The sequence below is a fragment of the Polyangium fumosum genome (genome assembly GCF_005144585.1).
In the GTDB taxonomy this organism is placed as follows: Bacteria; Myxococcota_A; Polyangia; order Polyangiales; family Polyangiaceae; genus Polyangium; species Polyangium fumosum.
The window spans coordinates 100,610-126,030 of sequence record NZ_SSMQ01000010.1; the positions used below are offsets into that span (position 1 = coordinate 100,610).

General features: G+C 70.7%; 20 protein-coding genes. 15 read left to right on the forward strand and 5 right to left on the reverse strand.

The window, feature by feature from the left end; all coding sequences use genetic code 11:
- Positions 1–8: 8 nt before the first annotated feature.
- The 5 genes from E8A74_RS12130 to E8A74_RS12150 are packed head-to-tail and all read left to right on the forward strand — an operon-like array spanning position 9 to position 6,893.
- Positions 9–770 carry a hypothetical protein gene (locus E8A74_RS12130; RefSeq protein ID WP_136929135.1) on the forward strand — a complete coding sequence of 254 codons (762 nt, stop codon included), beginning with the start codon at positions 9–11 and terminating at the stop codon, positions 768–770.
- Between the two features lie 45 nt (positions 771–815).
- Complete coding sequence (locus E8A74_RS12135) at positions 816–2,597, forward strand: PAAR-like domain-containing protein (RefSeq protein WP_170229070.1); 1,782 nt, start codon at positions 816–818, stop codon at positions 2,595–2,597.
- Positions 2,597–4,117 carry a hypothetical protein gene (locus tag E8A74_RS12140; RefSeq protein ID WP_136929137.1) on the forward strand — a complete coding sequence of 507 codons (1,521 nt, stop codon included), beginning with the start codon at positions 2,597–2,599 and terminating at the stop codon, positions 4,115–4,117. The genes E8A74_RS12135 and E8A74_RS12140 overlap by 1 nt, the downstream gene beginning before the upstream one ends.
- Positions 4,114–5,118: a hypothetical protein gene (locus E8A74_RS12145; RefSeq protein ID WP_136929138.1), complete on the forward strand. Its 1,005-nt coding sequence runs from the start codon at positions 4,114–4,116 to the stop codon at positions 5,116–5,118. Before E8A74_RS12140 ends, E8A74_RS12145 begins: the two co-directional genes overlap by 4 nt.
- Positions 5,115–6,893: a hypothetical protein gene (locus E8A74_RS12150; protein ID WP_136929139.1), complete on the forward strand. Its 1,779-nt coding sequence runs from the start codon at positions 5,115–5,117 to the stop codon at positions 6,891–6,893. The genes E8A74_RS12145 and E8A74_RS12150 overlap by 4 nt, the downstream gene beginning before the upstream one ends.
- A gap of 9 nt (positions 6,894–6,902) precedes the next feature.
- On the opposite strand, the gene E8A74_RS12155 is transcribed toward E8A74_RS12150, so the two are convergent.
- Complete coding sequence (locus E8A74_RS12155) at positions 6,903–7,400, reverse strand: hypothetical protein (protein WP_136929140.1); 498 nt, start codon at positions 7,398–7,400, stop codon at positions 6,903–6,905.
- Between the two features lie 72 nt (positions 7,401–7,472).
- Positions 7,473–9,770 (reverse strand): DUF2169 family type VI secretion system accessory protein, encoded by a 2,298-nt coding sequence (locus E8A74_RS12160; protein WP_136929141.1) that lies wholly within the window; start codon positions 9,768–9,770, stop codon positions 7,473–7,475.
- 122 nt (positions 9,771–9,892) lie between these two features.
- Between E8A74_RS12160 and kamD the strand changes: the two genes are divergently transcribed.
- Complete coding sequence (gene kamD / locus E8A74_RS12165) at positions 9,893–11,443, forward strand: lysine 5,6-aminomutase subunit alpha (protein ID WP_136929142.1); 1,551 nt, start codon at positions 9,893–9,895, stop codon at positions 11,441–11,443.
- Between the two features lie 2 nt (positions 11,444–11,445).
- The gene (gene kamE / locus E8A74_RS12170; protein WP_136929143.1) at positions 11,446–12,201 is read left to right on the forward strand and encodes a lysine 5,6-aminomutase subunit beta; all 756 of its coding nucleotides are present in this window, start codon (positions 11,446–11,448) and stop codon (positions 12,199–12,201) included.
- On the opposite strand, the gene fghA is transcribed toward kamE, so the two are convergent.
- On the reverse strand, positions 12,198–13,037 hold the full coding sequence (gene fghA / locus E8A74_RS12175) for an S-formylglutathione hydrolase (protein WP_136929144.1): 840 nt from the start codon (positions 13,035–13,037) through the stop codon (positions 12,198–12,200). The genes kamE and fghA overlap by 4 nt on opposite strands.
- A gap of 71 nt (positions 13,038–13,108) precedes the next feature.
- Positions 13,109–13,747 (reverse strand): class I SAM-dependent methyltransferase, encoded by a 639-nt coding sequence (locus E8A74_RS12180; protein WP_136929145.1) that lies wholly within the window; start codon positions 13,745–13,747, stop codon positions 13,109–13,111.
- A gap of 41 nt (positions 13,748–13,788) precedes the next feature.
- On the opposite strand from E8A74_RS12180, the gene E8A74_RS55480 reads away from it, so the two are divergent.
- The 8 genes from E8A74_RS55480 (at position 13,789) to E8A74_RS53875 (ending at position 24,477) form a co-directional block, all read left to right on the forward strand.
- Positions 13,789–13,914: a hypothetical protein gene (locus E8A74_RS55480; RefSeq protein ID WP_269749870.1), complete on the forward strand. Its 126-nt coding sequence runs from the start codon at positions 13,789–13,791 to the stop codon at positions 13,912–13,914.
- Positions 13,915–13,943: 29 nt separating this feature from the next.
- A complete protein-coding gene (locus tag E8A74_RS12185) occupies positions 13,944–14,873 on the forward strand; it encodes a hypothetical protein (RefSeq protein ID WP_136929146.1) in 930 nt (309 codons plus the stop codon).
- Positions 14,874–14,965: 92 nt separating this feature from the next.
- On the forward strand, positions 14,966–16,243 hold the full coding sequence (locus tag E8A74_RS12190; protein WP_136929147.1) for a DUF1552 domain-containing protein: 1,278 nt from the start codon (positions 14,966–14,968) through the stop codon (positions 16,241–16,243).
- A 32-nt stretch (positions 16,244–16,275) separates the two neighbouring features.
- Positions 16,276–18,648, forward strand: a complete 2,373-nt coding sequence (locus E8A74_RS12195) for a DUF1592 domain-containing protein (RefSeq protein WP_170229071.1) — start codon at positions 16,276–16,278, stop codon at positions 18,646–18,648.
- Between the two features lie 56 nt (positions 18,649–18,704).
- Positions 18,705–20,339 carry a glycoside hydrolase 5 family protein gene (locus E8A74_RS12200; protein ID WP_136929149.1) on the forward strand — a complete coding sequence of 545 codons (1,635 nt, stop codon included), beginning with the start codon at positions 18,705–18,707 and terminating at the stop codon, positions 20,337–20,339.
- Entirely contained in the window at positions 20,336–21,130 is a 795-nt protein-coding gene (locus tag E8A74_RS12205; protein ID WP_136929150.1) for a PhzF family phenazine biosynthesis protein, read from the forward strand. Before E8A74_RS12200 ends, E8A74_RS12205 begins: the two co-directional genes overlap by 4 nt.
- 46 nt (positions 21,131–21,176) lie before the next feature.
- Positions 21,177–23,303 carry a serine/threonine-protein kinase gene (locus E8A74_RS12210; protein WP_136929151.1) on the forward strand — a complete coding sequence of 709 codons (2,127 nt, stop codon included), beginning with the start codon at positions 21,177–21,179 and terminating at the stop codon, positions 23,301–23,303.
- 202 nt (positions 23,304–23,505) lie between these two features.
- The gene (locus tag E8A74_RS53875; protein WP_136929152.1) at positions 23,506–24,477 is read left to right on the forward strand and encodes a PAS domain S-box protein; all 972 of its coding nucleotides are present in this window, start codon (positions 23,506–23,508) and stop codon (positions 24,475–24,477) included.
- 22 nt (positions 24,478–24,499) lie between these two features.
- Here the strand turns inward: E8A74_RS53875 and E8A74_RS53880 are convergent, their stop codons facing one another.
- Positions 24,500–25,354 carry a GNAT family N-acetyltransferase gene (locus E8A74_RS53880; RefSeq protein WP_136929153.1) on the reverse strand — a complete coding sequence of 285 codons (855 nt, stop codon included), beginning with the start codon at positions 25,352–25,354 and terminating at the stop codon, positions 24,500–24,502.
- Between the last annotated feature and the right edge of the window lie 67 nt (positions 25,355–25,421).

The window sequence follows — 25,421 nt, forward strand, 5'->3', positions numbered from 1 at the left end:
GGAACGCGATGGCCCACACGAACTACGTCTATCGCATCCTCCACCGGCCGGCGTCGCACGCGCGCGCGCTCCTCAACGGCGTCCCGATCTACGACCGGATCGTCCCCGACAACATCGCGCCGATCGGCCCCGTCACGCACTGGCTCGTCCGCGGCGAGAACACGATCACGGTGGAGCTCTCGCCCTCGCCGCGCTCGCCCCTCGCGCCGGACCTCGGGCCGCATTTCGAGATCTCCGTGCGGCTCGCGGAGGACCTGGATCGCGCCATCTTCACCTGGGACTACCCGAAGAGCGTCGCCGCGCTGAGCTTGCCGATCGATCTGCCCCTCGTGGGCGGCGGCGTGCTGCGCATCGACGACGACCTGCCCGATCCCGTGTACCGGCGCGGCTCGCGCGAGGAGTTCCCGGTCGAGGGCACCGCCGATCAACGCGCGGCCGTGCAGGAGCTCTACGACGCGTTCGCGACACGTGACGCCGGGCGCTTCGAGTCCGCGATGGATCTCAAGGTGAGCGAGTTCGAGCGGTATTACGGGCCGCAGCCCCTCTCGCGCGCCGAGGCCATGAAGCGGATGAACGAGCCGTGGGTCATGGAGCCCTTCGACGCGCACGACCTGCGCTTCGACCGGTATGTCGACGGCCGCGTCGCCTACGTGCGCCGCGCCTCCGGCAAGCCCGCGGTGCGCGCGCAGCACCGTGACGAACCCACGCTCGGCTGGGGCGCGAACTTCTACATGACGCGGCTCGATGGGCGCTGGCGCGTTTTCTGCTGACGAACCGATCTCGAGGCGACGGAGGGACGAGCGATGGGCGCGACCGTGACGAACGAAGACCGCGGGGTCACGACGAAGACCAGCGAGCACACCGCGATGACGATCGGCCCGACGGACGTCTGCTTCGATCCGCCGAAGCAGAAGCCCGTCCCGCACATCAACCACGTGACGACGGACAAGGCCGTCGAGCACACGTCCGGCAAGACCCTCTTCCAGAACGGCAACGTCGTGCGCGTGGGCGAGGCGATCACGCCGAGTGATCCCGCGCATGGGGACTCGGGCGGCGGCGTCGTGAGCGGCACGTACCGCGAGGAGGCGCGGGCGACGAGCGGCTCGCCGGACGTCCGCGCCGAGGGCCTGCCGCCCGCGCGGACCGACGATCCGACGACGCAGAACCATTCGAACACGACGGGCAAGATCCTGCAGGACGTGCCGCCGGAGCTGCTCACGGACAACCCCGAGGAGTTCTTCAAGCGCTGCTCCTACGACACGTCGCAGATCAAGGGTGGTGACGAAGAGGCCCCGTTCGTCGGCAACATGCCGCAGATCGACATCAAGCGCGGCGACGAGATCAAGGTCGTGGCGACGCGGAAGAACGCGAAGGTGCCCGACGCGCCGCCGGACTGCGTCCAGCCGCCGCACATGAAGTGGCTGCTCAGCCGTTCGGGCGGCCTGACGGCGCTCGGCGCCGCGGTCCCGGAGAAGACCGGCGAGATGACGGGCGACGAGATCACGCTCGGCGAGGACTGGAACCCGCCGTATGGCGGCCCGATCGAGTTCTCCGGCGAGGCCACGCAGAACGAATCCACCGCGACGAGGCGCCGGCGCATCAACGACAAGAACAACTACGCGCAGCAAAACGCGGCGGCGCGTGGCTCGTCGCGCGTCGAGAACCAGGACGGGCGGCGGGCGTACCAGCAGATCCAGTACGACAAACGGCTGGAAGAAGCGGCGCTGAACAACCTGCGCACGCTGGCCGAGTTCCTCTGGGCCTGGCGCGCGTACCAGAACCCGGTCCGGGTCCTGATCACGGGCAGCGCGTGCAGCGGCGGGGTCAGCTACGAGGTGCACTGTTATCCCGAGGGGGAGTTCACCTTCGAGATGCCGCTCGAGCCCGTCATCCGGGTGGGCCGCTGGATCAACCGCAGCCTCGAGACCGTCCAGCAGTTCGCGCGGCTCGGCCGGGTCGAGACCGAGGGCAGCATCATTGCCCCCGGCGACGACTTCAAGGTCGAGCTCCAGTTCAAGTGGGAGCCGGGCGAGGACGCGGACCTCTACCAGATGGTCCGCACCGCGGAGGTCAGCGTCAGCGGCCTCCTGTTCGAGCTGAAGTTCGAGGCGAGCTGCCCGCTCACGAACTTCCTCGCCATCATCCCGTTCGTCGGCGGCATCGCCGCGAGCGCGGTCGGCTGGATCATCCAGCGCATGGGCGCCGAGGCGAGCATCGGGTTCGGCGTCGAGGTGAGCGTCTCGGCGGCGGCGTACATCTCGTTCAACTGGACGAAGGCGCGGGGCTGGAAATGGGACACGGCGGGCGTGAAGCTGCCGGTCGAGGTCAAGATCTACGCCTTCATCCGCGTCCAGGTGCGTGACTGGCTGCAGATCGAGGGCCGGATCCAGGTCCAGGCGGAATGGGCGTTGCTCCTCGAAGCGAGCGACGCCGGCCTCGCGCTCAAGTCGGACGACGGCGAGCTCAAGGCGGGGCTGACGGGCCTCATCAAGATCGACGTCTGGTTCTACAGCTACGAGCAGACCGGCGAGTGGTGGCCCGATTGCCTCAAGACCGAGTTCAAGAAGACCGACCTCGCAACCCTCATCAGCAACTGATGCCCAAGGCCGCGCCCTTTCGCCGCATCCTCGTCGCGGAGTCGCCGGTTCGTCCCCCCGGAGAGCGCCACGCCAAACCCCTGCCCTGCCACGTCGGCGTGTTGCCCTGGACCGTCGATCGGAACTGGCTTTCGGTCTTCGTCGTCGCCACGTTCCGCTTCGACACGAGCGCGGCGCACCGGCCGATCCCGCTCGAACCCGCGCCGCCGCGGCGCCTCCAGGCAGGCCCCAGCGCGCCCGGCGAGCCTGCGCGGATCGACGACTTCGTCCCCTTGCGCCTTGCGGTCGATCTGACGCTCACGGGGCACGTGGAGATCGTCCCCATGCCCTCCGGCACGCTCGGGCCGAGCGTCCGGCCGCGCCTCGCCGAGGTCGGCCTCGGGAGCCGACGCCTTCCCTTCATGGTCCACGCGGGAGAACCCGGGCGGATCCCGCTCCGGCCGCCGCACACGCAGACGCCGCACGGCCGCGTGATCGATCTCGGGCCGGAGGCCTGCCACGACGGATCGAGGCACCATTTTCAGCACCCGGAGAAGTTCGACCTGAGCGTCTACCAGGCCGGGACGCCGGAGATCTCGTACGAGGTCGAAGAGGTGACGTCGATCCACCTCGCGGGGCTCGGGCCGGATCCCGCGGCGGCGTGGGAGATCGCGCTGCCGGCGTACGCGCCGCGCGCGCTCGTGGACTACAGCTCCGCGCGCGTGCGCCGCGGCGACGTCCAGCTCTTCGTCGACGGCGTCGCGATCGACCTGGATCGATCGACGGTGGACGTGACCTGGCGTGGCCTCGTCGAGACCACGGACCAACCGCACATCGACGTGGACCGGATCGTGATCGGCTGGGCGCCTCCGAAGCGCTGGAGCGAGGACGCGGCAGGCGCGTGGGACGATGTCCTGCGGGAGCTGCCGCGCGGGCGGTTCCGCTTCGCGGCGGAGCACGAGGACGCACGGAAGGGCGAGGATCCGCCCGCCCTGAGCCAAGAGGAGCTCTTGATGGCGCGGTACGAGACGTGGGGACACCCGAACGCCGCCGAGCCGGAGATGCTGCCGCACGAGGCCGCAGAGGTCGCGGCGGAGCTCGCCGAGCAGCGATGGCCTCGCAGCGAGGTGCTCGCGAAGAACGGCATCGACGACTACACGTGGGGGATCGAGGAGCGCGCGTGGGCGCAGCGGCTCGCGAGCGTGCGCGAGGAGGCCGACGGCGGGCCGAGCGCGGCGTACGTCAAGGCCTACCAGCGCGCCTCGGAGGCGCTCGCGACGCCGCGGGAGGCCGAGATCACGCCCAAGGAGTTCGTGGCGATCGCGGCGAAGATGCGGCGCGAGGATCCGACGCAGGTGCTCGCCAAAGCTGGGCTCGGGATCGCGGCGTTTGGTCGGCTCGAACGGCGCTTCCGCGAGAAGGCCGCCGAGGACAAGGCGTTCGCCGCGGAGCTCGCGCGCCTCGTGGCCGACGAAGAGGCGCGCCGCGACGGGCCGAAGCTTAGCGAGGCCGAGACGAAGAACGAGGAGGGCCGCCGATGACCACGATGGGCCTCATCGCAGGCGTGGGGATGTCGACGCCGGTCGGGCTCGACGCGCGGCAATCGGCGCTCGTGCTGCGCGCGCGCAAGCTCTCGCCGGGGAAAACCGGGCAACGGGATCGACGCGGCAACGCCATCGGGGACGTGCGCGCGCTCCGGATCGACGATGCTTGCAAGGGGCGCGAGCGGCTCCTCGAGCTTGCGTCTCCGGCGCTCGTGGAGGCGACGCGCGGGATCGGCGCGGCGAAGGGTCCGATCCCGCTCTTCCTCTCGCTGCCGCCGCGACGCGCGGAGGAGGAAGAGCCGCTCGGGCCGGACTTCCTCGACCTCCTCGGCAAACGCGCCGGCGTACCCATCGCGCTCGCGGCCTCGGAGGCCGTGGTGCTGGGGCACGCGGGCTTCGCGGCGGCGCTCGCGCGGGGCCTTGCCGCGCTCGCGGCGCCCGGGGCGGGCGCGTGTGTGGTCGTGGGCGGCGTCGACAGCCACCACGATCCGGCGGTGCTCGCGGCGCTCGACAAGGAGCGGCGGCTACACGCGGAGGGGGCGTGGAACGGGTTCATCCCGTCGGAGGCCGCGGCGTTCGTGGTGCTCGCGCGGCAGGAGGCGGCGCCGCCGATCGCGCGGGTGATCGCGGTCGCGACGGGGATGGAGCGGGAGGACGGGACGGAGATCGGCGAGGCCGCGACGGAGGTCGCGCTCCGCGTCGCGGGGGCGATGCGCGCGCCCGTGCCGTGGGTCCTGCCGGACGTGAACGGGGAGCGGCACCGCGTGAAAGAGTGGAGCTTCGTGCGCATCCGGAACCGGTCGGCCTTCGACGAGGCCAAGACGATCGAGACGCGCCTCTACGACGAGCTCGGCGACGTGGGCGCGGCGAGCGGCGCCGTGCACGCGGCGTACGCGTGTATGGCGTTTCGCCTGGGGTTCGCCCCGGCGCCGGAGGCGCTCGTCACGCTCGCGTCCGAGGGCGGCGCGCGCGGCGCGTTTGCCGTGGGGGCGCCATGATGCTCCAGGGTGTGCCCGGCACGACGTCGACGCGGCCGCTGCTCGAAGGCGTGCGGTCCGCGCTCGAAGACAGCCTGCTCGCGATCGCCGACCGTTCGGACACGAAAGACCTCGCCGACACGCTCCGCGAAGGGATCGCGCTCCTGAGCCGCCTCGTCGAGGCCGCGCCGCGCGACGAGGACGCCCTCGAAGCCCTCGCGCGTACGTCGGCCGCGTTGAAGGCGGCGCGCGAGCGGCTCCCGATGGACGCGGCGGTGGGAAACCGCATCGAGGGCGCGGCGCGCTGGCTCGCCGACGCGAGCGAGCGCCTGCGCGGGCGGCTGCCGGCGCGCGCGCTGGGGGCGGGCGCGGAAGCCGCCACGCATCGCGAGGAGCTCGTCGCGAGCGTCGGGGTTCCGCGGGCGCACGTGGTCTTCGTGCCGCCGCCGCGGGTGCTCACGCGCGAGGAGGCGGCGTCCGTGGCAGGGGCGCGCGGGCGGGCCTTGCTCGGCGCGTCGCGCGGCGCCGCCGGAGACCTCGCGCAGATCCGGGCCCTCGCGCGGGACTGCTTCGAGGACCTCGCGAGCCTCGGCAGCCTGCGCAGGCTCTACGAGCACGAGCCCTGGGTCGACGCCGGGCCCTTCGAGCAGCGCCTGCTCGACAACCTCGACGCGCTCGTCGCGCTCGAACGGCCGCTCGATCCGGCCGCGCCCTCGCTCGGGCTCGTGGAGTCGCTCTTCGCGTACGCGATCGAGTGGGTCGTGCCCGATTTCGGCCGGACGTTCGCGCTCGCGTTCACGCTCTGCTGTCTCGATTCGGAGACGGCGATGCGCTGGGTCGTGCTGGCGCTGCGCCGCTCGCACCCGCGGACGTACCCGGCGTTCGTCGACGCGTTCGCGCTCGGCTCGAACGAGGCGATCGATCGCACGCTCGTCGAGCTCTGCCGCGAGGACGATCCCGCGATGGTCGAGGTCGCGCTCGAAGCGATGGTGCGCCGCGGCCGCGTGGACATGGCGAGCGCGGTGCTGCTCCTCATGCGGCCCTCGCCTTCGCCGGGCGTCCTCGACAAGGCGATCGACCTCGCGGCGCGCTTGCCCGCGCAGGCGGCCGCGCCGCTCCTCGCGCGCCTGCTCGACAGCGCGGACCCCGACACCACGGCGAGCGCGGCCGCGGCCCTCACCACGCTCGGCGACGCCCGCGGCCCGAAGCACCTCCGCGCGCTGCTCCAGCGTCCTCGCACGGAGGACCTCGCGACCCTGCGCGCGCGCCGCATCGCCCTCGAAGCGCTCTGCCTGCTCGGCAGCCCCTTCGATCGCAACCTGCTCGGCACCGAGGCGAGCCTCGATCGCGAGGGTTTGCCCTGGCTCGGCTGGCACGGGCACCCGGATCACGTGCCCGTGCTCATCGAGGGCATCCGCCGCGCGGCCGCGAACGGGGCGTTCGACGAGGCCGATCGGATCGGGCGGGCCCTCGAGCGGATCGGCGGCGGCTCGGCGCCACGCCCGGGCGCGCTCGCGGGCGGCGACTTCGAGGAGCGCCTGGCAGCGTGGCTACGCGCATTCGAGGAGCGGAGGCCCCTCGACAACCCCCGCATGCGGCTTGGCCAGCCGTGGACGCCGTCCGCGATCGTCACCGAGCTCTCGGCGCGCGGCACGCGCCAGGGCGAACGGCCGATCCTCGCGCGCGAGCTCGCGCTCGTGACCCGAAGGGCCGCGCACGTCGACGTCGCGGGCTGGGTCGTCGTGCAGGAGCGCGCGATCGCGGCCGCCCGCGACGCCTTGCCCCGGCAAACCTGATCCAGGGAGCTAGTTGAGGCGCAGCATGCGCCCGACGATCTTGTGCACGCCTTCGGCGCGCGAGAGGATCCGCTCGGCGTACGTCTCGACCTCGCCGATCGCGCGTAGCACCACGGCGGCCGTCTGCGCCGAGAGCGAGAGCTCTTCGCCGGCGTCGAGCGAGATGCGCTTTGCCTTGATCGTGTAGCTCTCGGCGGCGTCCACGCCCGGCGTCGGCTGCGTGCGCAGCGCGCCGATCACCAGGAGCCCGCCGCCCTCCTGCTCCTCGACGAGCACACGCTCGTGCCGCGCGCAGGCGCCTTCCACGACCGTCGGATGGACCGACGGATCGAGCTTCGCGGGCACGACCTTGGCGCCGATGCCGAGCATCACGCCGTCTTCGCGGACCTTGTGGACCTCGGCCGTGAACAACGCGGGTCGCGGGGCCGGCCCAGGCACTGGCTGGAGCCGCGGTCCCCGTTTCGCCGCCGCTGCTTCGATCCCGCGCACGTTCGTTGCACGCTTCATGGCTCCTCCAGAGACCTCGGATTCTATACGAATCGGCGGCGCATTCGGATCGCTTCCTCGCGCTTGCCGACGTCATGCGATCCCGCCGAGAGGCGGCGGCGCGACCCCCGGGGCCTTCGCGGCCTCGAACGCGGCGCAAAGCGCGAGCGCGAGATCACATCGACCCTCCCGCGCCTCCCCCGCGAGCGCCTCCGCTTGCTGCCGCTCGTGCACGCGCCACGCGACCTCGTCGATGCCGTACCGCGCGAGCACCTCGTGGAGGGCCGCCTGCGCCCCCCACAGGTCGACCTTGATACGCGCGTACCGCTCGATTGAGAGATCGCCGCGCGCGGCGCCGACGCTTCCTGCCGAAGGCACGACGCCTCCCGCCGAGGGCACGACGCTTCCCGCCGAAGGCACGACGCCTCCCCCCAAATGCATGCCGCCTCCCCCCAAATGCATGCCACCGCCCGCCGAAGGCATGCCACCGCCCGCCGAAGGCATGACGCCGCCCGCCGAAGGCATGACGCCGCCCGCCGAAGGCATGCTCCCGCCCGCCGAAGGCATGACGCCGACCGCCGAAGGCATGCTCCCGCCCGCCGAAGGCATGACGCCGACCGCCGAAGGCACGACGCCACCCGCCAAATGCATGCTCCCGCCCGCCAAATGCATGCTCCCGCCCGCCAAATGCATGCTCCCGCCCGCCAAATGCGTGCTCCCGCCTTCCGAAGGCACGACGCCTGCCCCGGAAGGCACGAGCCGCGGGGGGGCCGCAGGGGTTGGGTTGCCGAACGGCAGGGCAGCATCGGGTGGAAGCTTCGGCTTGCGCTCGGTCGCCGGCTCGGGCTCGTCCGCCGCGGGGGCCGGCGCGGCCGCGCGAAAGGGCAGCGCGGGCGACGCCGCAGGCCTCGCCGTGGGGACGAGCGTCCGCGTGCCGTCGTCGTCCGGCGCGATCATGCCAGACGCGACGAACGGCAGCGTCGCAGCGACCGCAGGCCTCATCGGGGGCACGAGCGTCTGTGTCCCGTCATCGTCCGGCTCGATCGGCGGCACCCGGGCCGGCGCGGACGCGGGCGCGGGGCTGCTCGTCGGCGCCTGGCGCAGCGGCGATCGCTGGAACGGCAGGGTCTCGAACCCCTCGGGTTTGCCCACGTTCCCGGTGGGCGTCACCTCGTCGTCGTCCCGCGCGAACGAGAGCTGCGGACGCTCCGGGCGCGGCGCGGACGGCGGCACGGCAGGGGCGCTCGACGGCGCGAACGGAACCGCGGCCGCAGGATTCCGAGGCGCGCCCAGGGCGGGCATGGTCATCGTGCGCGAGGTGGGCCCTCGCTCGGGCGTCGCCAGGGCCTTCGTGACGCTCTCTGGAGCGGCTTGCGCGACACTCGGCGCCGCGCTCGGTGGAACGCTGGGCGCGACACGCATCGCCCCGATCCCCTGCGTCGGCGTGACGACCACGACCCCTTCTTCCTGCGCGTGCCGCAGCGGCACCGCCGCGCGCCACGTCACGCTACAGACCGCTCGATCCGTATCGATGAGCAGCGTATCCGCGCGCAGCCACACTTCCTGCGGGCTGCCCCCGCTCCGCGTCACCATCGCCCGCGGCCGCACGTCCTCGACGAGCGCGATCATCCGCGGCTGCTCGGGGTTCAGGTGTTCGAGGAGGATCTGCGCTTGCGCCGGCAGCTCGGTGAGCTGCTGGTCCTTCGGCGCCGCGTTCCAGTACGACGCATCCACGCCCGCGGGCAACGGATGCTCGTGCCACCCCTCGTGGGGCCACGTGTTCCGGTGCGCGCGCAGGTGCTCCATGCGTGTCGGCCAGCGCGACGCGATCGGCCCGAAGCCGACGGGCGGGACCTCCTGCGCCGGGCTCCGCAACACGAACCCCGCCGGCTCGAAGTTCGGCGGAGGCCCCGGCGCGTTCGCGGCCATGCTCGGCGGGATCCCCACGGGGTTCCACGACCTCGGCCCGCCCGCCGCCCGCATCCAGCGCAGGGGCATCCGCGTGAACGGCACGGCGTCCGAGAGCCTGCCATCCGGCAACCAGTAGCGATCGCCGTAGGCCACGATCGCCTTGTTCAGGGACCCCACCGCGACCCGCGCGACGAGCGACGGCACGGCCTGGCCCTGGGGCGCCCAAACGTGCCCCACGACCATCACGTCCACGTGCCGCTTGAACGGCGCGAAATCGTTCGGCAAGCGGACGCTGCGTGGCGAACCGTCCTGCCAGTAGACGTCCATCACCTGCGGCGCGTCGGGCGACCCGACGAGCTCGCACGGCCCGTTTCGCAGCGCGTACGTCGCCTTGCAGACGACCGTCATCACGAAGGCGTCGCGGCGCGGCTGCCAAACGAGCTTCGCCACGGCGAGCGGAGGGGTCGCGGAGACGTGCACGGGCGTCAGTTTACCATCACGCCGCTCGCTCGATGAGGCCTCGGATCACGCGCTCGGGCGCGGCTCGCGAGGCGAACCCTCGTCGTTGACAATCGGACCCATCCGCGCCATTTCCGAGCGCCATGGCCAAGGTCCCCCTCGATCACGCGACCGTCGACGCGTGCCGCGCTGCGGCGGCCGCGATCGCCGACGACGTCCAGCGCTTCATCGACCGCCACACGACCGTCGGCATCGAGCGCACCGTCGCGCGCGCCTATGGCGTCACGGGCGCGGATCCCGAGGGCACGCCGCTCGCGAACGCGCTCGTCGACCGCATCCACAAGGCGGGGCACACGGGCCGCGGCGTCGCCTACTTCCTCGGACGCGCGCTGCTCGAAGGCGCGAGCTCCGCGCAGGAGGCCGCCGAACAAATCGCCTACGGCGGCGCCTCGCTCGACGTCGAGGGCGGCCCCACGACACACGAATGCCGCGGCGCCCTGGAGCTCGAAACGCAGAGGGCGATCGCCCGCATGGACGAGGCCCGGCGCGCGCGCGAGGTGTTCAAGGCCCGCTTCCCTGCGGCCGAGCTCCCGCTCAAATACGTCATCGTCGCCACGGGCAACATCTACGACGACGCGGTCCAGGCCAAGGCCGCGCGCTTCGCGGGCGCGGACATCGTCGCGGTCATCCGCGCGACCGCGCAATCGCTCCTCGATTACGTGCCCGAAGGCCCGACGACCGAGGGGTATGGGGGGACGTACGCCACGCAGGAGAACTTCCGCATCATCCGCAAGGCCGCGGACGAGGCGAGCGAAGAGACGGGCCAATACCTCGCCCAGACGAACTACTCCTCGGGCCTGTGCATGAGCGAGATCGCGTGGATGGCGGCGGTCGAGCGGCTCGACATGCTCCTCAACGACGCGATGTACGGCATCCTCTTCCGCGACATCAACATGGAGCGGACGTTCGTCGATCAATACTTCTCGCGCCGCATCGTGGCCCGCAGCGGGATCGTCATCAACACGGGCGAGGACAACTACCTCACGACGGCCGACGCGGTGGAGAAGGCGCACACCGTGCTCGCCTCGCAGTTCATCAACGAGGCGTTCGCGCGGCGCGCGGGGCTCTCGGACGATCAGATGGGCCTCGGCCACGCCTTCGAGATCGACCCCTGGCTCGAAGACAGCTTCCTCTTGGAGGTCGCGCAGGCGCAGCTCGTCCGGCAGATCTTCGACAAGCACCCCATCAAATGGATGCCGCCCACGAAATTCAAGACGGGCGACGTCTTTCACAGCCACGTGCACGACGCGATGTTCAACCTCGCGGGCGTGATGACGCACCAATCGATCGAGCTGCTCGGCATGTTCAGCGAGGCGATCCACACGCCCCTGCTCATGGATCGGTATCTCGCGCTGAAGAGCGCGAAATACGTCTTCGGCACGGCGAAGCACCTCGGCGACGAGATCCAGTGGAAGCCCGGCGGCATCGTGGAGCGGCGCGCCAAAGAGGTCCTGCACAAGGCGCACGAGCTTCTGGTCCAGGTGAAGGGCGACGGCATCTGGGACGCGATCGGCGGGGGCGCGTTCGGCGACGTGAAGCGCAGGCGCACGGGTGGCAAGGGCCACGCCGGCGTGGCGGCGCGTGACCCCGAGTATTTGAACCCGATCCTCGACGAGCTCGAAGGAGGCCGCTGACCATGGCGAAATGGCTACGCGCGTACGGGGACCGTGAAGGCGACGGGATGGTGCAGATGACCTTCACGCTCGCGATCCTGCCGGGGGATCGCGCGCGGGAAGCCGCAAAGCGCTTCGCCGAGGCCCACGGCCTCAAGGACCCGCTCGTCACCACGATGGAGCAATGCTCCCAGCAGCACACCTATTTCGTGGCGTACGGGCATTCGGCGCACCAGATCGACGTCGACACCATCGACGTCGCCGAGCTGGCCGCGAAGCCGCTCTCCCGCGAGCAGATCGAGGCCATGGGCAAGGAGCTCGGCCGCAAGATCGTCGTGGTCGGCGCCTGCACCGGCTCGGACGCGCATACCGTCGGGATCGACGCGATCCTCAATTACAAGGGGTTCGCCGGGGAGAAGGGCCTCGAAAGCTACAAGTGCTTCGACGCGCACAACCTCGGCGCGCAGGTCGAGAACGTCGAGCTGGCCGAGCGCGCCAAGGCGCTCGGGGCCGACGCGATCCTCGTCTCGCAGGTCATCACGCAGCGCAACTGCCATAAAGAGAACGCGGCGGCGCTCATCGATCTCCTGAACAAGCAGGGCGTCCGCGACAAGTTCCTGCTGCTGCTCGGCGGCCCGCGCATCGACAACAAGCTCGCGCTGGAGCTCGGGTATGAAGGCGGGTTCGGGCCGGGGACGAAGCCCTCGATGGTGGCCGCGTTCGTGGCGGAAGAGGTCCTCCGCCGCGCCCGCGGCAAACAGGTGGATCCGAGGCGCTAGCGCAAGGCCGCCGCGTGGTGCTCCACGTGGTCGCGCATGAACGACGCAATGAAATAATAGCTGTGGTCGTACCCCGGCTGCATCCGGAGCGTCAGCGGATGCCCCGCGGCCTCGCACGCCGCGCGAAAGAGCTCCGGCTGCAATTCCCGCGTGAGGAATTGATCCGCGTCGCCCTGGTCGATCAGGATCGGCAGCCGCTCCTTCGCCTCGCGCACGAGCGCTGTCGCGTCCCACGCGTTCCACGCCTCCCGGTCCGCGCCGAGGTACGCGGAAAACGCCTTTTCGCCCCAGGGCACCTGGCTCGGCGCCACGATCGGCGAAAACGCCGACACCGATCGATATCGACCCGGATGCTTCAGCGCGAGCACCAGCGCGCCGTGCCCGCCCATCGAATGCCCGAAGATCCCGCGCCGGTCCGAAAGCGCCGGCAAGTGCGCCTCCACGAGCCCCGGCAGCTCCTCGGCCACGTATTCGTGCATCCGATAATGCTTCGCCCAAGGCGCCTCTGTCGCGTCCACGTAAAACCCGGCGCCTTGCCCGAGGTCGTAGGCCGGATCGTCCGCCACGCCCTCGCCGCGCGGGCTCGTGTCCGGCGCGACCACGATGATCCCGTGCCGCGCCGCGTGCTCCTGCACGCCCGCCTTCGTCACGAAGTTCTGCTCCGTGCACGTGAGCCCGGAGAGCCAATAGAGCACGGGGCAACGCCCGGACTCGGCCTGCGGGGGCAGGTAGACGCCCACGTTCATGCTGCAGCCGAGCGCGCGCGATTCGTGCCGCAGCACCTTCTGGTGGCCGCCGAAAGAGCGGTTCGTCGAGACCTGGGTGAAGGGGTTCATGATGGCGACGGCGAGCCTACCCGAGACAGCCCCCGTCGCGCAATGCACGGAACGGGGCCGAAGGAAATCGATTACCCCGTCCGCTCGACCGACACGAGCCACGCCTCCGCGTATCCCTTGCCGCCGAGCATGTGCTCGTACCGCGCGGGCCGGATCTCCCGCACCTTCCAGCCCGACGCGAACGCCCTCCGAAGGTCCTCCGGCGAAAGCCGCCGCGGCCCCTCCGCGCCCGGCTCCCGATCGCTCCATACGAGCGCGTGATACATGCTGCCCGGACGAACCACGTGCGCCAGGCTCGCCACGTAGTGCGCCCGCATTCCGCTCCCGAACACGTGGAGCAGCCCCGAATCCAGCACCGTATCGAACGTCCGCCCGAGCATCTCGAGCTCCAGCGCATTGCCCCGCACGAAGTGCACCGACACGCCGCTCCACTGCGCGCGCGTCCGGGCCTTCGCGAGCGCATTCTCCACCATGTCGAGCCCCGTCACCGCGTGCCCCCGCGCCGCGAGGAAAATCGCGTTGTCGCCGGGCCCGCAGCCCACGTCGAGCACGTCGCCGCGGAACCCTCCGGCCTCCGCCAGCGCCACGAGGTCCGCCTGGGGCCGGCCGATATCCCAGGGCGCGTGCACGCCCTCCTCGTAGGCATGGTGAAACGCCGAAGGCTCCGGTGGAGCCGTCCTGTCCCGCGTGCCTTCGCTTTCGCTCGCCATCACCCCTCCTCCACGTCCATGTCTCGGGTGGATCCCTCTCCATGCGGCGGCGCCTCCAGGACGGCAAGGTTTTGCGCGCGCGGATTCGTGCGCGCGCCCTGCCCTCCGCCTTCCGCGCCGCGCGCCTCGCGGAAGGCTCGACGAGCGCGAGCACGAGCGGTAGGTAAGAAGGCTCCCGCGTCGCCTTCCAAGCGCCATGCGTCTCTCCCAAGCGCCCCTTTCCCTCTTCGCCTTCGCCCTCGCGGGCGTGCTCGGGGCCTGCCCGCGCGCCGCGGCGGCCGCGCCCCCGGGGGACCCGGCCGCGCAAAAACAAGCCTGCGCAGACGCCTCCGAGCAAGGCCAGGAGCTGCGCGACCAGGGCAAGCTCCTCGCCGCGCGCGAACGCTTCCTCACTTGCGCCGCGGAGGCCTGTCCCGCCATCGTCCGCAAGGACTGCGCCGACTGGCTCACGGATCTCGACGAACGCACCCCCTCGATCGTCCTCGATGCGCGTGGCCCCGTGGGCCAGGATCTCACCGACGTCCGCGTCCTCGAAGGCGAACACGTGCTCGCCTCGTCCCTCGACGGCAAAGCGATTCCCCTCGATCCGGGCGAGCACCGCCTCCGTTACGAGTGGCCCGGCGCCCCCGCAGTCGAGGAGCGTGTCGTCCTCCGCGAAGGCGAACACCGCCGGCGCCTCTCCGTCCGATTCGTCGGCGCCGCGCCCCTCGCGCCGAAGACACCCGCGCCTGCCGCGCCTCTGCCGCGCCCCCTTCCCCTCGCGCCCCTCGTCCTCGGCGGCGTGGCCCTCGCGGGCGGCGCCGCGTTCGCCGGCCTCGCCGTGAGCGCGAAGAGCGATTACGACCACCTCGACGCCACGTGCGCCCCGCGCTGCACCGCCGACCTCGTCGACCCCGTCCGCACCAAGCTCCTCCTCGCGAACGTCTCCCTCGGCGTGTCCTTCGTCTCCCTCGGCGTCGCCACGTTCTTGTGGTTCACCCGCCCCAAGGCTCCGCCCGGAAAAACCCCGACGACCGCCTTCGCCATCACGCCCCTGCCCGGCGGCGCCGCGGCCTTCGTCGGCGGCCCCCTCCCGTTCGAGGGATCGCCCCGCTCCAGCGTGATCCCACCGATCACCCCCCCATGAACGATCCGATCACCCCCGCGCGCCTGCCCCTTCTTTCCCGGCCGTTTTGCTGATCCTGCGCCCCGGCATGCCCGTTGCCATGGGGACGGGGCATGAAGCACTGGAACCGTCGACGCTTCCTCTCGGGCATGGGCGCGGCCCTCGTCGCCGCCCCCGTCCTCGGCCTCCTCGAGCGTGACATTCGCGCCGAAAACGCGACGCCAGCCCGCCGCCTCGTCGTGTTCTTTTCGCCCAACGGCACCATTCACAAGCACTGGCGCCCGAGCGGCAGCGGGTCGAACTTCTCCTTTCCCGCTGGCAGCATCCTCGAGCCCCTCGCCGCGCACAAGAGCCGCATCATCGTGTGCGACGGCCTCGATTTCCACGGCGTCGACAACCACGAAGCCGGCATGGCCGCCATGCTCACCGGCGGCGGCACCCTCGGCACGGAGACCGCGGGCAAGAGCCTCGATCAATACATCGCCCACCGCATTGGCCAGAACGATCGATTCCCCTCCCTGGAGCTCGGCGTGCAGACGAGCGCCTGGGGCGGCGGCATCCAGACCCGCATGTCGTATGCCGGCCCCGGGCAATTCGTCCCGCCGGACGACAGCCCCAAGAGCGTCTATACCCGCATGTTCGGCGACGCCCTCGGCGGCCCGGGCGAGCTCGACGCGGCCCTCGCCCGCAAGAAGAGCATCCTCGATCTGCTCCGCGGCGAGCTCGGCACCTTGCGCGGCAAGGTCGGCGCCCACGAGCGCGAAAAACTCGACGAGCACCTCGCCTCGCTGAAGAAGATCGAATCTGGCCTCCAAGGCCCGCTCTGCGCCCCGCCCGCGGCCCCGCCCGCGGTCGGCACGTACAGCAATGACGCGTTCCCCACGATCGGCAAATCCCAGATGGATCTGCTCGTCCTCGCGCTCGCGTGCGACATGACGCGCGTCGCCTCCGTGCAATGGAACCACACCGTCGGCCCCGTCGTCATGAGCTGGCTCGGCGTCGCCGAGGGCCACCACGGCCTCTCCCACAGTGACGACGGCAATTCGAAGGGCGTCGCCGAGTTCGTCGCCACCGAGCGGTGGTATGCCGAGCAGTTCGCCTACCTCCTCGAACGCCTCGCCACCACGGCCGATCCGCAGGGCGGCATGCTCCTCGATTCCACCGTCGTCCTCTGGTGCAAGGAGCTCGGCGACAGCCGCCTCCACGATTGCAAGTCCGTGCCCTTCGTCCTCGCGGGCGGCGGCGGCCTCTCGACGGGCCGGTATCTGAACTTCGGCGGCGCGCCGCACAACCGCCTCCTCGTCTCCGTCTGCCAAGCCCTCGGCCTCGACAATGAGACCTTCGGCGACCCGCAAAAAGGCTCGGGTCCCCTGCCGGAGCTCTTCGCGTGAAAACCCCTGGAACCAACGTGGGAGCCATGGCCATGCTGCGTACTGTCCTTCGCTCGAATTCGATCCGGATCACGGGCGCCCTCGCGCTTACGGCCGCCTTCGCGGGCTGCCTCGGCGGGGAAGACGAAAAGGAGGGGAACGGCCCCGGCGTCGTCGGTTGTCCGGACGACCTCGCGTTCTTCCAGAACAACGTCTACGAGCCCCTGCTCGAAAAGAAATGCTTCGTCTGCCACAGCGCGACGGGCATGGCCGGCAAGAGCCGCCTCGTCCTCACGCCGCGGAGCGACCCGGACGCCCTCGAAAAGAACCTCAAGGTGGCCCGCGCGCTCGCCGTCGAGCAGGAAGGCGGCCTCTCCGTGCTCCTCTCGCGCCCCTCGGGCCAGCACCCGAATGGCCACCCCGGCGGCACCCTCTTCGAGCAGGGCACGCCCGATTACGCGACCCTCTCGCTCTTCGTCACGCGCACGACCCGCGGCGAAGGCTGCGCCGCGCCCTCCGCCGCTTGCACCACCGTGCAGCCGGGGCCCCGCGTCCTGCGCCGCCTCACCCGCCACGAGTACGACGCCACGATCTCGGAGCTCTTTGGCATCGAGTCGCAATGGGGCGCCTCCTTCGTCCCTGACATCGTCATCGGCGGCTTCGACAACAACGAGGACGCGCTCCGCGTGAGCCCGCTCTTCGCCGACCAGGTCCGCCGCGCCGCCGAGGAGATCGCCACGCTCGCCCTGACGAACCCTTCGAGCATCCTGCCCTGCGACCCCGTCGCCGCGGGCCCCGAGGCGTGCGCGAAGACGTTCGTCGACACGTTCGGCAAGCGCGCCTTCCGCCGCCCGCTCAGCGCCGAAGACGCCAAGCGCTACGTCACGCTCTACCAGACGATCGCGGACAAAGAAGGCTTCAACGAGGGCATCGAGGCCGTGATCACGGCCATGCTCCAGTCGCCGCATTTCCTCTATCGCACCGAGATCGGCGACAATTCGATCGCCAGCGAGGGCGGGCGGGTTCGGTTGACGCCCCACGAGATCGCCACCGAGCTCTCCTACATGCTCTGGGGCACGATGCCCGACGACGAGCTCTTCGCCGCGGCCGACGCGAATGCGCTCGGCACGCCGGAGCAGATCGAGGCCCAGGCCAAGCGCCTGCTCCAGGATCCGAGGAGCGACGAGATCCTCGAGCGGTTCGCCATTGCCTGGCTCGAGCTCGATCGGCTCGACGCCGCGCCCAAGGACTCCGCCACCTACCCCGAATGGAACGCCGAGATCCGCGCCGCCATGATCGAGGAGACGCGCCAGTTCGTGCGCCACGTGATCCGCAATGGGGAAGGCACGATCGCGGAGCTGCTCGATGCGCCTTACACCTTCGTGAGCCCCAAGCTCGCGACGTTTTACGGTTTGCCCGCGCCCGCTGGCGCGGCCGACGAGAACGATTTCGGCATGATCGAGCTCGGCGACACCGGCCGCGCCGGCATCCTCACGCACGGCAGCGTGCTCGCCACGCATGGAAAACCGGCCGGCTCCTCCCCCGTGCATCGCGGCAAGCTCATCCGCGAGCGCCTGTTTTGCCAGCCCTTGCCGCCGCCGCCGCCCGGCGTCGTCGCCGAGCCGCCGCCCGTCGATACCACGAAGAGCACCCGCGAGCGTTACGCGGCGCACACCACCGTCGAGCTCTGCAAGAGCTGCCACGACCTCGTCGACCCCATCGGCTTCGCCTTCGAGCATTTCGACGGCATCGGCCGGTATCGCGCCGACGAGAATGGCCTGCCGATCGACGCCTCCGGCGAGATCCTCTCGGCCCCGGCCACCACGGGCAGCTTCGTGGGCGTCCCCGAGCTCGCCTCCGTCCTCGCGGACAGCGCCGACGCGCAGGGTTGTTATGCGCGCTCGTGGCTCCGGTATGCGTATGGCCAGCTCGACGAGGGCCGGCTCGCTTGCCTTTCGAGCCAGGTCGCGGACGAGTTCCAGAAAGGAAACCTCCGCGTCCTCGACCTGCTCGTCGCGCTCACCCGCACCTCACATTTCACCGAGCGTGTCGCCGATCCCCCGGAGCCCGGCGGCCCCAGCAATCCCTCGGGTACGGGCGGCGGCGGCGCGGGCGGCGATCCGACCGGGTCCGGCGGCGCGGGCGCCTCGGGCGGCGGGGATCCCGGCCCCACGCTCCCGTACGTCGTGGATACGACCGTCGACAGCGATTGGGGCAGCGGGTATCAGCTCACGATCCAGGTCACGAACATCGGGAAAGAATCCCTGACCTGGTCCATCCCGATGCAGGTCGAGGGCACGATCGCCAATATCTGGAATGCGAGCTACACGGTGGCAAACGGCACCACCCATTTCGTCGGCGCCGAGCACAACGCCACCCTCGCGCCCGGCCAGGCCACGAGCTTCGGCTTCGTCGCGAATCGCTGAGCGCAGAGAACCCGACTTTCGATCCGGACGGGCGGGCCCTACGGTTCGCGGAGACCATGGTCGCCGCGCCGCCCGCCCTCGCCGCCCCCGCCCTCGACCTCCCCACGACCTGGTACGGCCCCGCCGTCGCGCGCTTCGAGGCGGAGTTCCCGGGCAATCCCTACGATCCCGACGAAAACGACGTTCGTGTCGTCTTCGTCGGATCAAGCGGCGAGCGGATCGAGCGGATCGCCTATCCCGACGGGACCTCTGCTTACGAGGCCGTCCTCGTCGCGAAGGCGCCCGGGCCGTACCGACCCCTCCTCTATCGAAATGGCGTCCTCCAGCCCGCCCGCGCCCGGAGCGACGTCGTACGTCTCGACGAACGTTTGCCGCGCGGCTTCCTCCGGGTCGATCAGCGGAACCCGAACCGCTTCGTGTGGGACGACGGCACGCCGTATTATCCGCTCGGCATGAACCTCGGCTGGCAAATGCCCGAGCTGCCGCCCATGACCACGCAGATCGCGCGCATGGGCGCAGCCGGGATCCAGTGGACGCGCATCTGGGCGAGCTCCTGGGATGGGAAAAACCCGTTCTGGCCCGTGAACGACCCCGCTGCGCCGCGGGATCGGCTCTGGCCGCCAGCGCTCACGAAATGGGATGCCCTCTTCCAGGCCTGCGAGAAGGCCGGCATCTCGATGCAGATGGTCCTCTTCAACCACGGGTCCTTCAGCACCTTCGTCAATCCGAACTGGCCCGATCACCCCTGGAACGTGGCCCGCGGCGGATTTCTCGCGGACGCGGCCGACGTCTTTTCGGACCCCGAGGCGCGGCGGCGCATGAAAATGTGGCTCCGCCACGCCGTCGCCCGTTATTCGCATTCCCCGGCCCTCTTCGCCTGGGAGCTCTGGAACGAGGTCGAGTGGACCGACGCCTCCTTCGCCGGGCGCTTCTCCGACATCACGGCCTGGCACGAGGAAATGGCGCGTTACCTTCGATCCCTCGATCCTTACGGCCACCCGGTGACCACGAGCGCGCTCCTCGCCCCCGCGTCGACGTGGCGCTCCATGGACTTCCTCCAGCCCCACCTGTACACGGATGCCATTGCTCTCTTCGCCCGCCTCGGCTGGCTCCCGACCCGCGCGCCGGCCTTTTTCGGCGAGGTCGGCCCCTCGCGCCCCGCGCGGGTGAACCTGCGAGCCTTCGTCCGCGACGCCCTTTATGCCGGCATGCTCCGCAATCAGGCCGGCACGCCCATGTTCTGGTACTGGGACCTCGTCGAAAAACACGACCTTTATGGAGAATTCCGGACCGCGGCGAAGGTGCTCGACGTGAGTCGTCTCCCGTCTCATGCGCGCGCCGAGGCGCGACCCATCCTCGTGATCCCGCCTTCGCCTGCCCTCGCGCTCGGGGAATGTGATTGGTTGACGGTCCGGATCACCGCCCCGTCCCCCCGCACGGTCCGTATCCTCGGCGCGCGGCTCGACCAGGGCGACTACCATCGCACGACCATCGACCTCGACACCGGTCAATCGTCCGAGGATAGGGTGCGTGTCGGACCAGCGGGCCTGGAGGTCGCCCTCCCGGCGGCCGACGTCGTCATGGTCCTGGACAAACACTCCGGTGGCTGCCGCGACGACGTTCGACGTCACCGTGAAACGCACGCGCTGAGCTCGGCCATGGTAAAGCTTGGTCTCGGAGGAGACACGTGACCGAGATCCCGCTCTACCAGATCGATGCCTTCACGCGCCGCCCCTTCGCCGGCAACCCCGCCGCCGTATGTCCCCTGCCCGCGTGGCTCCCGGACGCGACGCTCCAGGCGATCGCCGCGGAGAACAACCTCTCGGAGACCGCGTTTTTCGTGCGCCAGGGTGACCGCCACGAGCTGCGCTGGTTCACGCCCTCGGTCGAGGTCGATCTCTGCGGCCACGCCACGCTCGCCGCCGGATACGTCGTCCTCGAGCTCCTCGCGCCGGACCTCCCTTTCGTCTCGTTCCACACGCGGAGCGGCGAGCTCGTCGTGCGGCGCGCCGAGGGCTTGCTCTCGATCGACCTGCCCGCGCGCCCGCCCGCGCCCACGCACATCACGGACGCGCTCGCCGAGGCGCTCGGCAAGCGACCGACCGCGGCCTTTGCCGCGCGCGATCTCGTGGCCGTGTACGACAGCGCCGAGGACGTCCGCGCGCTCCGGCCCGACATGGCGAAGATCGCGGCGCTCGATACGTTCGCGGTGGGCGTCACCGCGCGAGGGACGGGAATCGACGCGGACGTCGATTTCGTGTCCCGCTTCTTCGCGCCGGCGAAGGGCGTCCCCGAGGATCCCGTGACGGGATCCCTGCATTGCACGCTCGTGCCCCTCTGGGCCTCCGAGCTCGGCCGGACGCGGCTCCAGGCGCGGCAGGTGAGCGCGCGGACGGGCGAGCTCGACTGCACACTCGCGGGGGATCGCGTCCTGCTGGCGGGCGGCGCGGTGCTCGTGATCGAAGGCCGGATGCGCTTCTGAACCGGCTTCCCTGACGCCGCGCGGAAAGGTATCTTGCCGGCGGCCCATGATTCCCGTCCTGCGGTGCACCGACCTCGAGCTCACCGATCTCGCCGACGACAAACCCGCGCTCGTCGACCCCGAGACCGGCGAGCCCGCGGGCCTCTCCCTCGTGCAGTGGCTCGGCTCCGGCGGAATGTCCGCCGTATTCCTCGCCGAGCGTGACGAGGAAACGGCGGCGCCCGGCCTCTCGGCGCTCGCGCCCTCCCGGGTCGCGGTGAAGCTCGTCAAGCCCGGGACCGAGCAGGGCCTCGCGCAGATGGGCATGACGAGCCGGGATCTCGCGCAACGCGAGATCGAGGCGCTCGAACGGGTGAAGAACCTCGTCCCGCCCAGCGAATTCGTCATCGGATATTACGGGCACGGCAGCGCCGAGGTCGCGCTCGAAGACGAGCCGCCCCTCATCCTGCCCTGGATCGCGCTCGAATACGTCGAAGCATCCAGCGAGGGCGTGACGCTCACCGATCGCGTCAGCAAAGCGCGGGAGACGGGCGTGGATCCGGTCCGCGCCCACAGGCTCGCGCGCGGCATGATCGAGGGCGTCCGTGTCCTCCACGGCCTCGGCGTCCTCCACCGCGACCTCAAGCCCGACAATGTATTCGTCGCCGGCCCGCTGGACGATGAAACGCCGAAGATCGCCGATTGTGGCATCGCGCGTGTCGACGGGCTCGCGCTCGCGACCGTGCAGGGGATCACGCTCGGGTATGGGGGCCCCGAGCAGGCGCTCTCGTCGGTCGCGCCCTCGCGGCGCAATCCGCTCGTCGGGCCCTGGACGGACGTGCACGCGCTCGCCTCCACGATCTGGTTCCTGCTGACGGGCGAGGAATGGTGCCGCTCGATGCCCGCCTGGTACATGGGCGAGCGGCGCAGCCTGCGCACGGCGAAGAAGCTGCACCGCGGCTTTTTGGCGGCGGAGGAGCTGCTCGGCGCCATCGACCTCGCGCTCCGGCAAGGCGCCTCGCCGGTGCTGCCCGAGGGGACGTGGGACCTCGACGGCGCCACGTTTTACGAGACACACGCGCGCAAATTGCTCGGCGGCTCCATGTTCGAGGGTTCGCCGCCGCGCTTCCCCTCGGTCGACGCGTTCGCCGAGGCGCTGCTCCCGCCCCTGGAAGCGGCCGCGGCGCGGTGGATCGAAATCGCGGCGCGCGAGCACCAGCCGATGACCTCGTTCCGCAAGACGCGCATCTTGCCGTCCGAGGAGGAGGTCTTCGCCGCGATGGACGCGCTCGCGCCGCCGCGCACCACGAGCGAAAAACCCCTCCTTTTGGAGCCGGGCGGCGTCGTCTTCCTCCCGGGCCCCTGGGGATTCGCGCGCTCGGGCAGCGAGCTGCATGGTTTGTCCAAGAAGGAGCCGCGCACGTTCTCGGTCGACGTCCCACGGCCTTATAGAGCGCAGATCGCCGCCTCGCGGTGGCTCGTGCGTGGCCCGGGCGGGGGCATTGCGCTCGTGGGCCCGGCCCACGTCCTCTTGCAGCGGGGCGAGTCGTTCGTGCAGGGCACGCTGCCGCGGCGCGCGGACGAGGGGCCCGTCGGTGAAATCGTGGCGACGCTCGGCGACGGCCGTGCCTTCGGGGTGGTGACGGCCGACGCGGGCGAAGGCGGACCGGAGCTCTGGCTCTCGAACGACGGCGTACGCTGGGCCGATCCGCTCCTCTTGCCGCTCGGCGGCGAGGTCTCCGCGATTGCATCGGGCCCGCTCGGCTTTTTCGTCGCGGGCAGCTTGCGCGGCAAGAAGGCGCGCGCCTTGTGGATTGGATACGACCAGGAGGTCCGCTCCTCCGCCGCGAGCTTGAACGACAAACCTGCCTTGCTCCTTTGCGTGGCGGGCGCCGAGGGCGAAGCGTGGGCCGCGGGCGTGGGCGTCGTGATGCGCTTCGATCGCGGAGGATCCGCGGTCGAGGCCTCCGAAGCGGAGGGCCTTCCCGTGGCAATGGGCCTCGACGACGAGGGCGTGCCTTGGCTCGTCACCGAGCGGGAGGTCTTCCGAAGGCACGGCGGCGGCGTTTCGCCCGTGTGGAAGCGATATCATACGCAGCGGAAGGGCGCGCCGCGGCTCGTGGCGATTGGTTTTCCGCCGGGCGGGGTGCGCGTCGTGGACGCGGTCGGGGGCGGGGCCGTCTTGCGGACGTGAGCGGACGCAGGGGGCGAGCGGCGTAAGGCTCTCGACGCCGACGCGCTGGATCCGGTTCGACGCCGGGACCGAGCACCTGGCGTCAGCACCACATTCTGCGGATCACGCGCGCGTCCCCGCTGTTCGTAACTACAAACAACGATATTTCCGAGGTGTGCCAGCAGGTGTATCCTAGGGGAACGTTCATCTTCATACGGGGGCCATGAGCACGTACACGCCAGATCATCCTACGCTCGGTTACGTGGAGCTGGAGCGCCGCAATGCTGCGCTGGCCGCCGAGAACCAGGCCCTCCGCGCCCAGGTGGAGGACGCGCGCCGGCTCCTCGAGGACCAAGCGCTCGTCGAGCAGGAGCGGCACCTCAATGAGGAGCGGTTCCAGCAGATGTTCGATTGTTCACCGATCGGACTCGCCATCGTCAGCCTCGAAGGCGGCTTCGTCCGCGTGAACCGCGCGCTCGCCGGGATGCTCGGCTACACGCCCGATGAGCTCCTCCAGCTCCGCTTCCAGGACATCACGCACGCGGACGACCTCGAGATCGACCTCGAGCTCCTCGGGAAAACGCTCCGCGGCGAGATCCCGCGGTATCAGCTCAAAAAGCGGTTCATCCACCGGAGCGGGGCGATCGTCGACGTCCTCCTCCACGTCGCCCTCGTGCGCGACGCGAACGGCGCGCCGGTCCATTTCATGTCGCAGCTCCTCGACATGACCGAGCAGAAGCGGGCCTACGAGGCGCTGCGGACCAGCGAGGAGCGCCTGCGCCAGCTCTCCACGCCCCTCGTCCCCATTCGCGAGGACGTCGTGGCCATGCCGCTCATCGGCGCCATCGATCCGGCCCGCGCCGACCGGGTGCTCGAAGTGCTCCTCACGGGCATCAGCGGCGGGCGCGTGCGCGTGGCCATCCTCGACGTCACCGGCGTGGTCGACCTCGACGAACAGGTCGCGGGCGCGCTCGTCCGGACCGCGCACGCCGTACGCCTGCTCGGCGCGCAGATGGTGCTGAGCGGCATTCGCGCCGAGGTGGCGCGCACCCTCGTGGAAATCGGCGCCGACCTCTCGGGCATCGTGACGTGCGCGAATCTGCAGGCGGCGATCACGTATGCGCTGCGGCTCTCGCGCAGCGGCGCCGCCCAGGAAGCGGGCGTGACCAGCCATGGCAATGCGCAGCGAGGGTAGAGGGTAGGAGGAACGCCGCGCCCTACAGGAGGGGCCCGCGAAAGAGAAGCATGCTCGCCAGAGGCCGGTACCCCATCGACGCGTTGAGGTGCCGGATCGGAGCATTCTCGACGATGTTCTCCGTCACCAGGCGTCGAAAGCCGGCCCGCTTCGCGCCGGCCACCTGCGCCCGTTTGAGTGCGCTCGCGATGCCGCGGCCGCGCCACGCCCGCCGCACCCCCGTGAGGCTGTGGAATGCGACGCCGCCGCGGCCGCGCTGAAGCACCGCATACCCGACGACCTCGGCGCCCTGCATCGCGATGAACGTGAGGTCATGGGTATGGATGGGCCGGTCCATGTCCGTGGCGCGCCAGTCTTCGAACGATCCCACGTCGTCCGCCGCCTCCCCGGGGATATCCGGAATGGCCTCGCGCGCGACCTGGTACATGCCGCGCAAAAGATCGGGCCGCTCGGCGCGGGTCACGACCGTGATGCCGTCCGGCGGCTTCACCTCGGGCATGGGCGCCGCATCGAGGTCCAGCTCGAGCTCGAGTTGACGCCCCACCTCCTCGTACCCGCGCCGTTCGAGGCAACCACGAGCGTCCCCCGCACGCTCGTGCGCTTCGATTTCGAGCGTCTGCAACCCGAGCCCCCGCGCGTGCTCCGAAAGCGCGCCGTGCATCGCCGCGGCCACGCCCCGGCGCCGATGCTCGGGCCGCACCCATAGCCCCGCCACGCCACACGCATTCGCGCCATGGCCCCCGGCAGGTCGGACGAAGGCGGCGCCCACGGCCTGCCCGTCGATCCGATAGACCCCATCCAAGCGACCCGGATGAAGGCCGCGCAGATGGCGCGCATCCTCGAAGGAGGGGATCCCCCAGACATCCGCGGCATTCACCACGTCGACCCAATCGCGGAGGGCTTCGTCCCCCGCGACGATTTCAAGGGGCGGCCTGGGGACGGTT

Bases quoted from the DNA above. Each gene is read 5' to 3' on its own strand.
- E8A74_RS12200 (WP_136929149.1), top strand. From the start codon at position 18,705: ATGGTCGCCGCGCCGCCCGCCCTCGCCGCCCCCGCCCTCGACCTCCCC.
- E8A74_RS53875 (WP_136929152.1), top strand. From the start codon at position 23,506: ATGAGCACGTACACGCCAGATCATCCTACGCTCGGTTACGTGGAGCTG.
- E8A74_RS12145 (WP_136929138.1), top strand. From the start codon at position 4,114: ATGACCACGATGGGCCTCATCGCAGGCGTGGGGATGTCGACGCCGGTC.
- E8A74_RS12180 (WP_136929145.1), bottom strand. From the start codon at position 13,747: ATGGCGAGCGAAAGCGAAGGCACGCGGGACAGGACGGCTCCACCGGAG.
- fghA (WP_136929144.1), bottom strand. From the start codon at position 13,037: ATGAACCCCTTCACCCAGGTCTCGACGAACCGCTCTTTCGGCGGCCAC.
- E8A74_RS12210 (WP_136929151.1), top strand. From the start codon at position 21,177: ATGATTCCCGTCCTGCGGTGCACCGACCTCGAGCTCACCGATCTCGCC.
- kamE (WP_136929143.1), top strand. From the start codon at position 11,446: ATGGCGAAATGGCTACGCGCGTACGGGGACCGTGAAGGCGACGGGATG.
- E8A74_RS55480 (WP_269749870.1), top strand. From the start codon at position 13,789: ATGCGGCGGCGCCTCCAGGACGGCAAGGTTTTGCGCGCGCGGATTCGT.
- E8A74_RS12185 (WP_136929146.1), top strand. From the start codon at position 13,944: ATGCGTCTCTCCCAAGCGCCCCTTTCCCTCTTCGCCTTCGCCCTCGCG.
- E8A74_RS12150 (WP_136929139.1), top strand. From the start codon at position 5,115: ATGATGCTCCAGGGTGTGCCCGGCACGACGTCGACGCGGCCGCTGCTC.
- kamD (WP_136929142.1), top strand. From the start codon at position 9,893: ATGGCCAAGGTCCCCCTCGATCACGCGACCGTCGACGCGTGCCGCGCT.
- E8A74_RS12195 (WP_170229071.1), top strand. From the start codon at position 16,276: ATGCTGCGTACTGTCCTTCGCTCGAATTCGATCCGGATCACGGGCGCC.
- E8A74_RS12190 (WP_136929147.1), top strand. From the start codon at position 14,966: ATGAAGCACTGGAACCGTCGACGCTTCCTCTCGGGCATGGGCGCGGCC.
- E8A74_RS12130 (WP_136929135.1), top strand. From the start codon at position 9: ATGGCCCACACGAACTACGTCTATCGCATCCTCCACCGGCCGGCGTCG.
- E8A74_RS12140 (WP_136929137.1), top strand. From the start codon at position 2,597: ATGCCCAAGGCCGCGCCCTTTCGCCGCATCCTCGTCGCGGAGTCGCCG.
- E8A74_RS12155 (WP_136929140.1), bottom strand. From the start codon at position 7,400: ATGAAGCGTGCAACGAACGTGCGCGGGATCGAAGCAGCGGCGGCGAAA.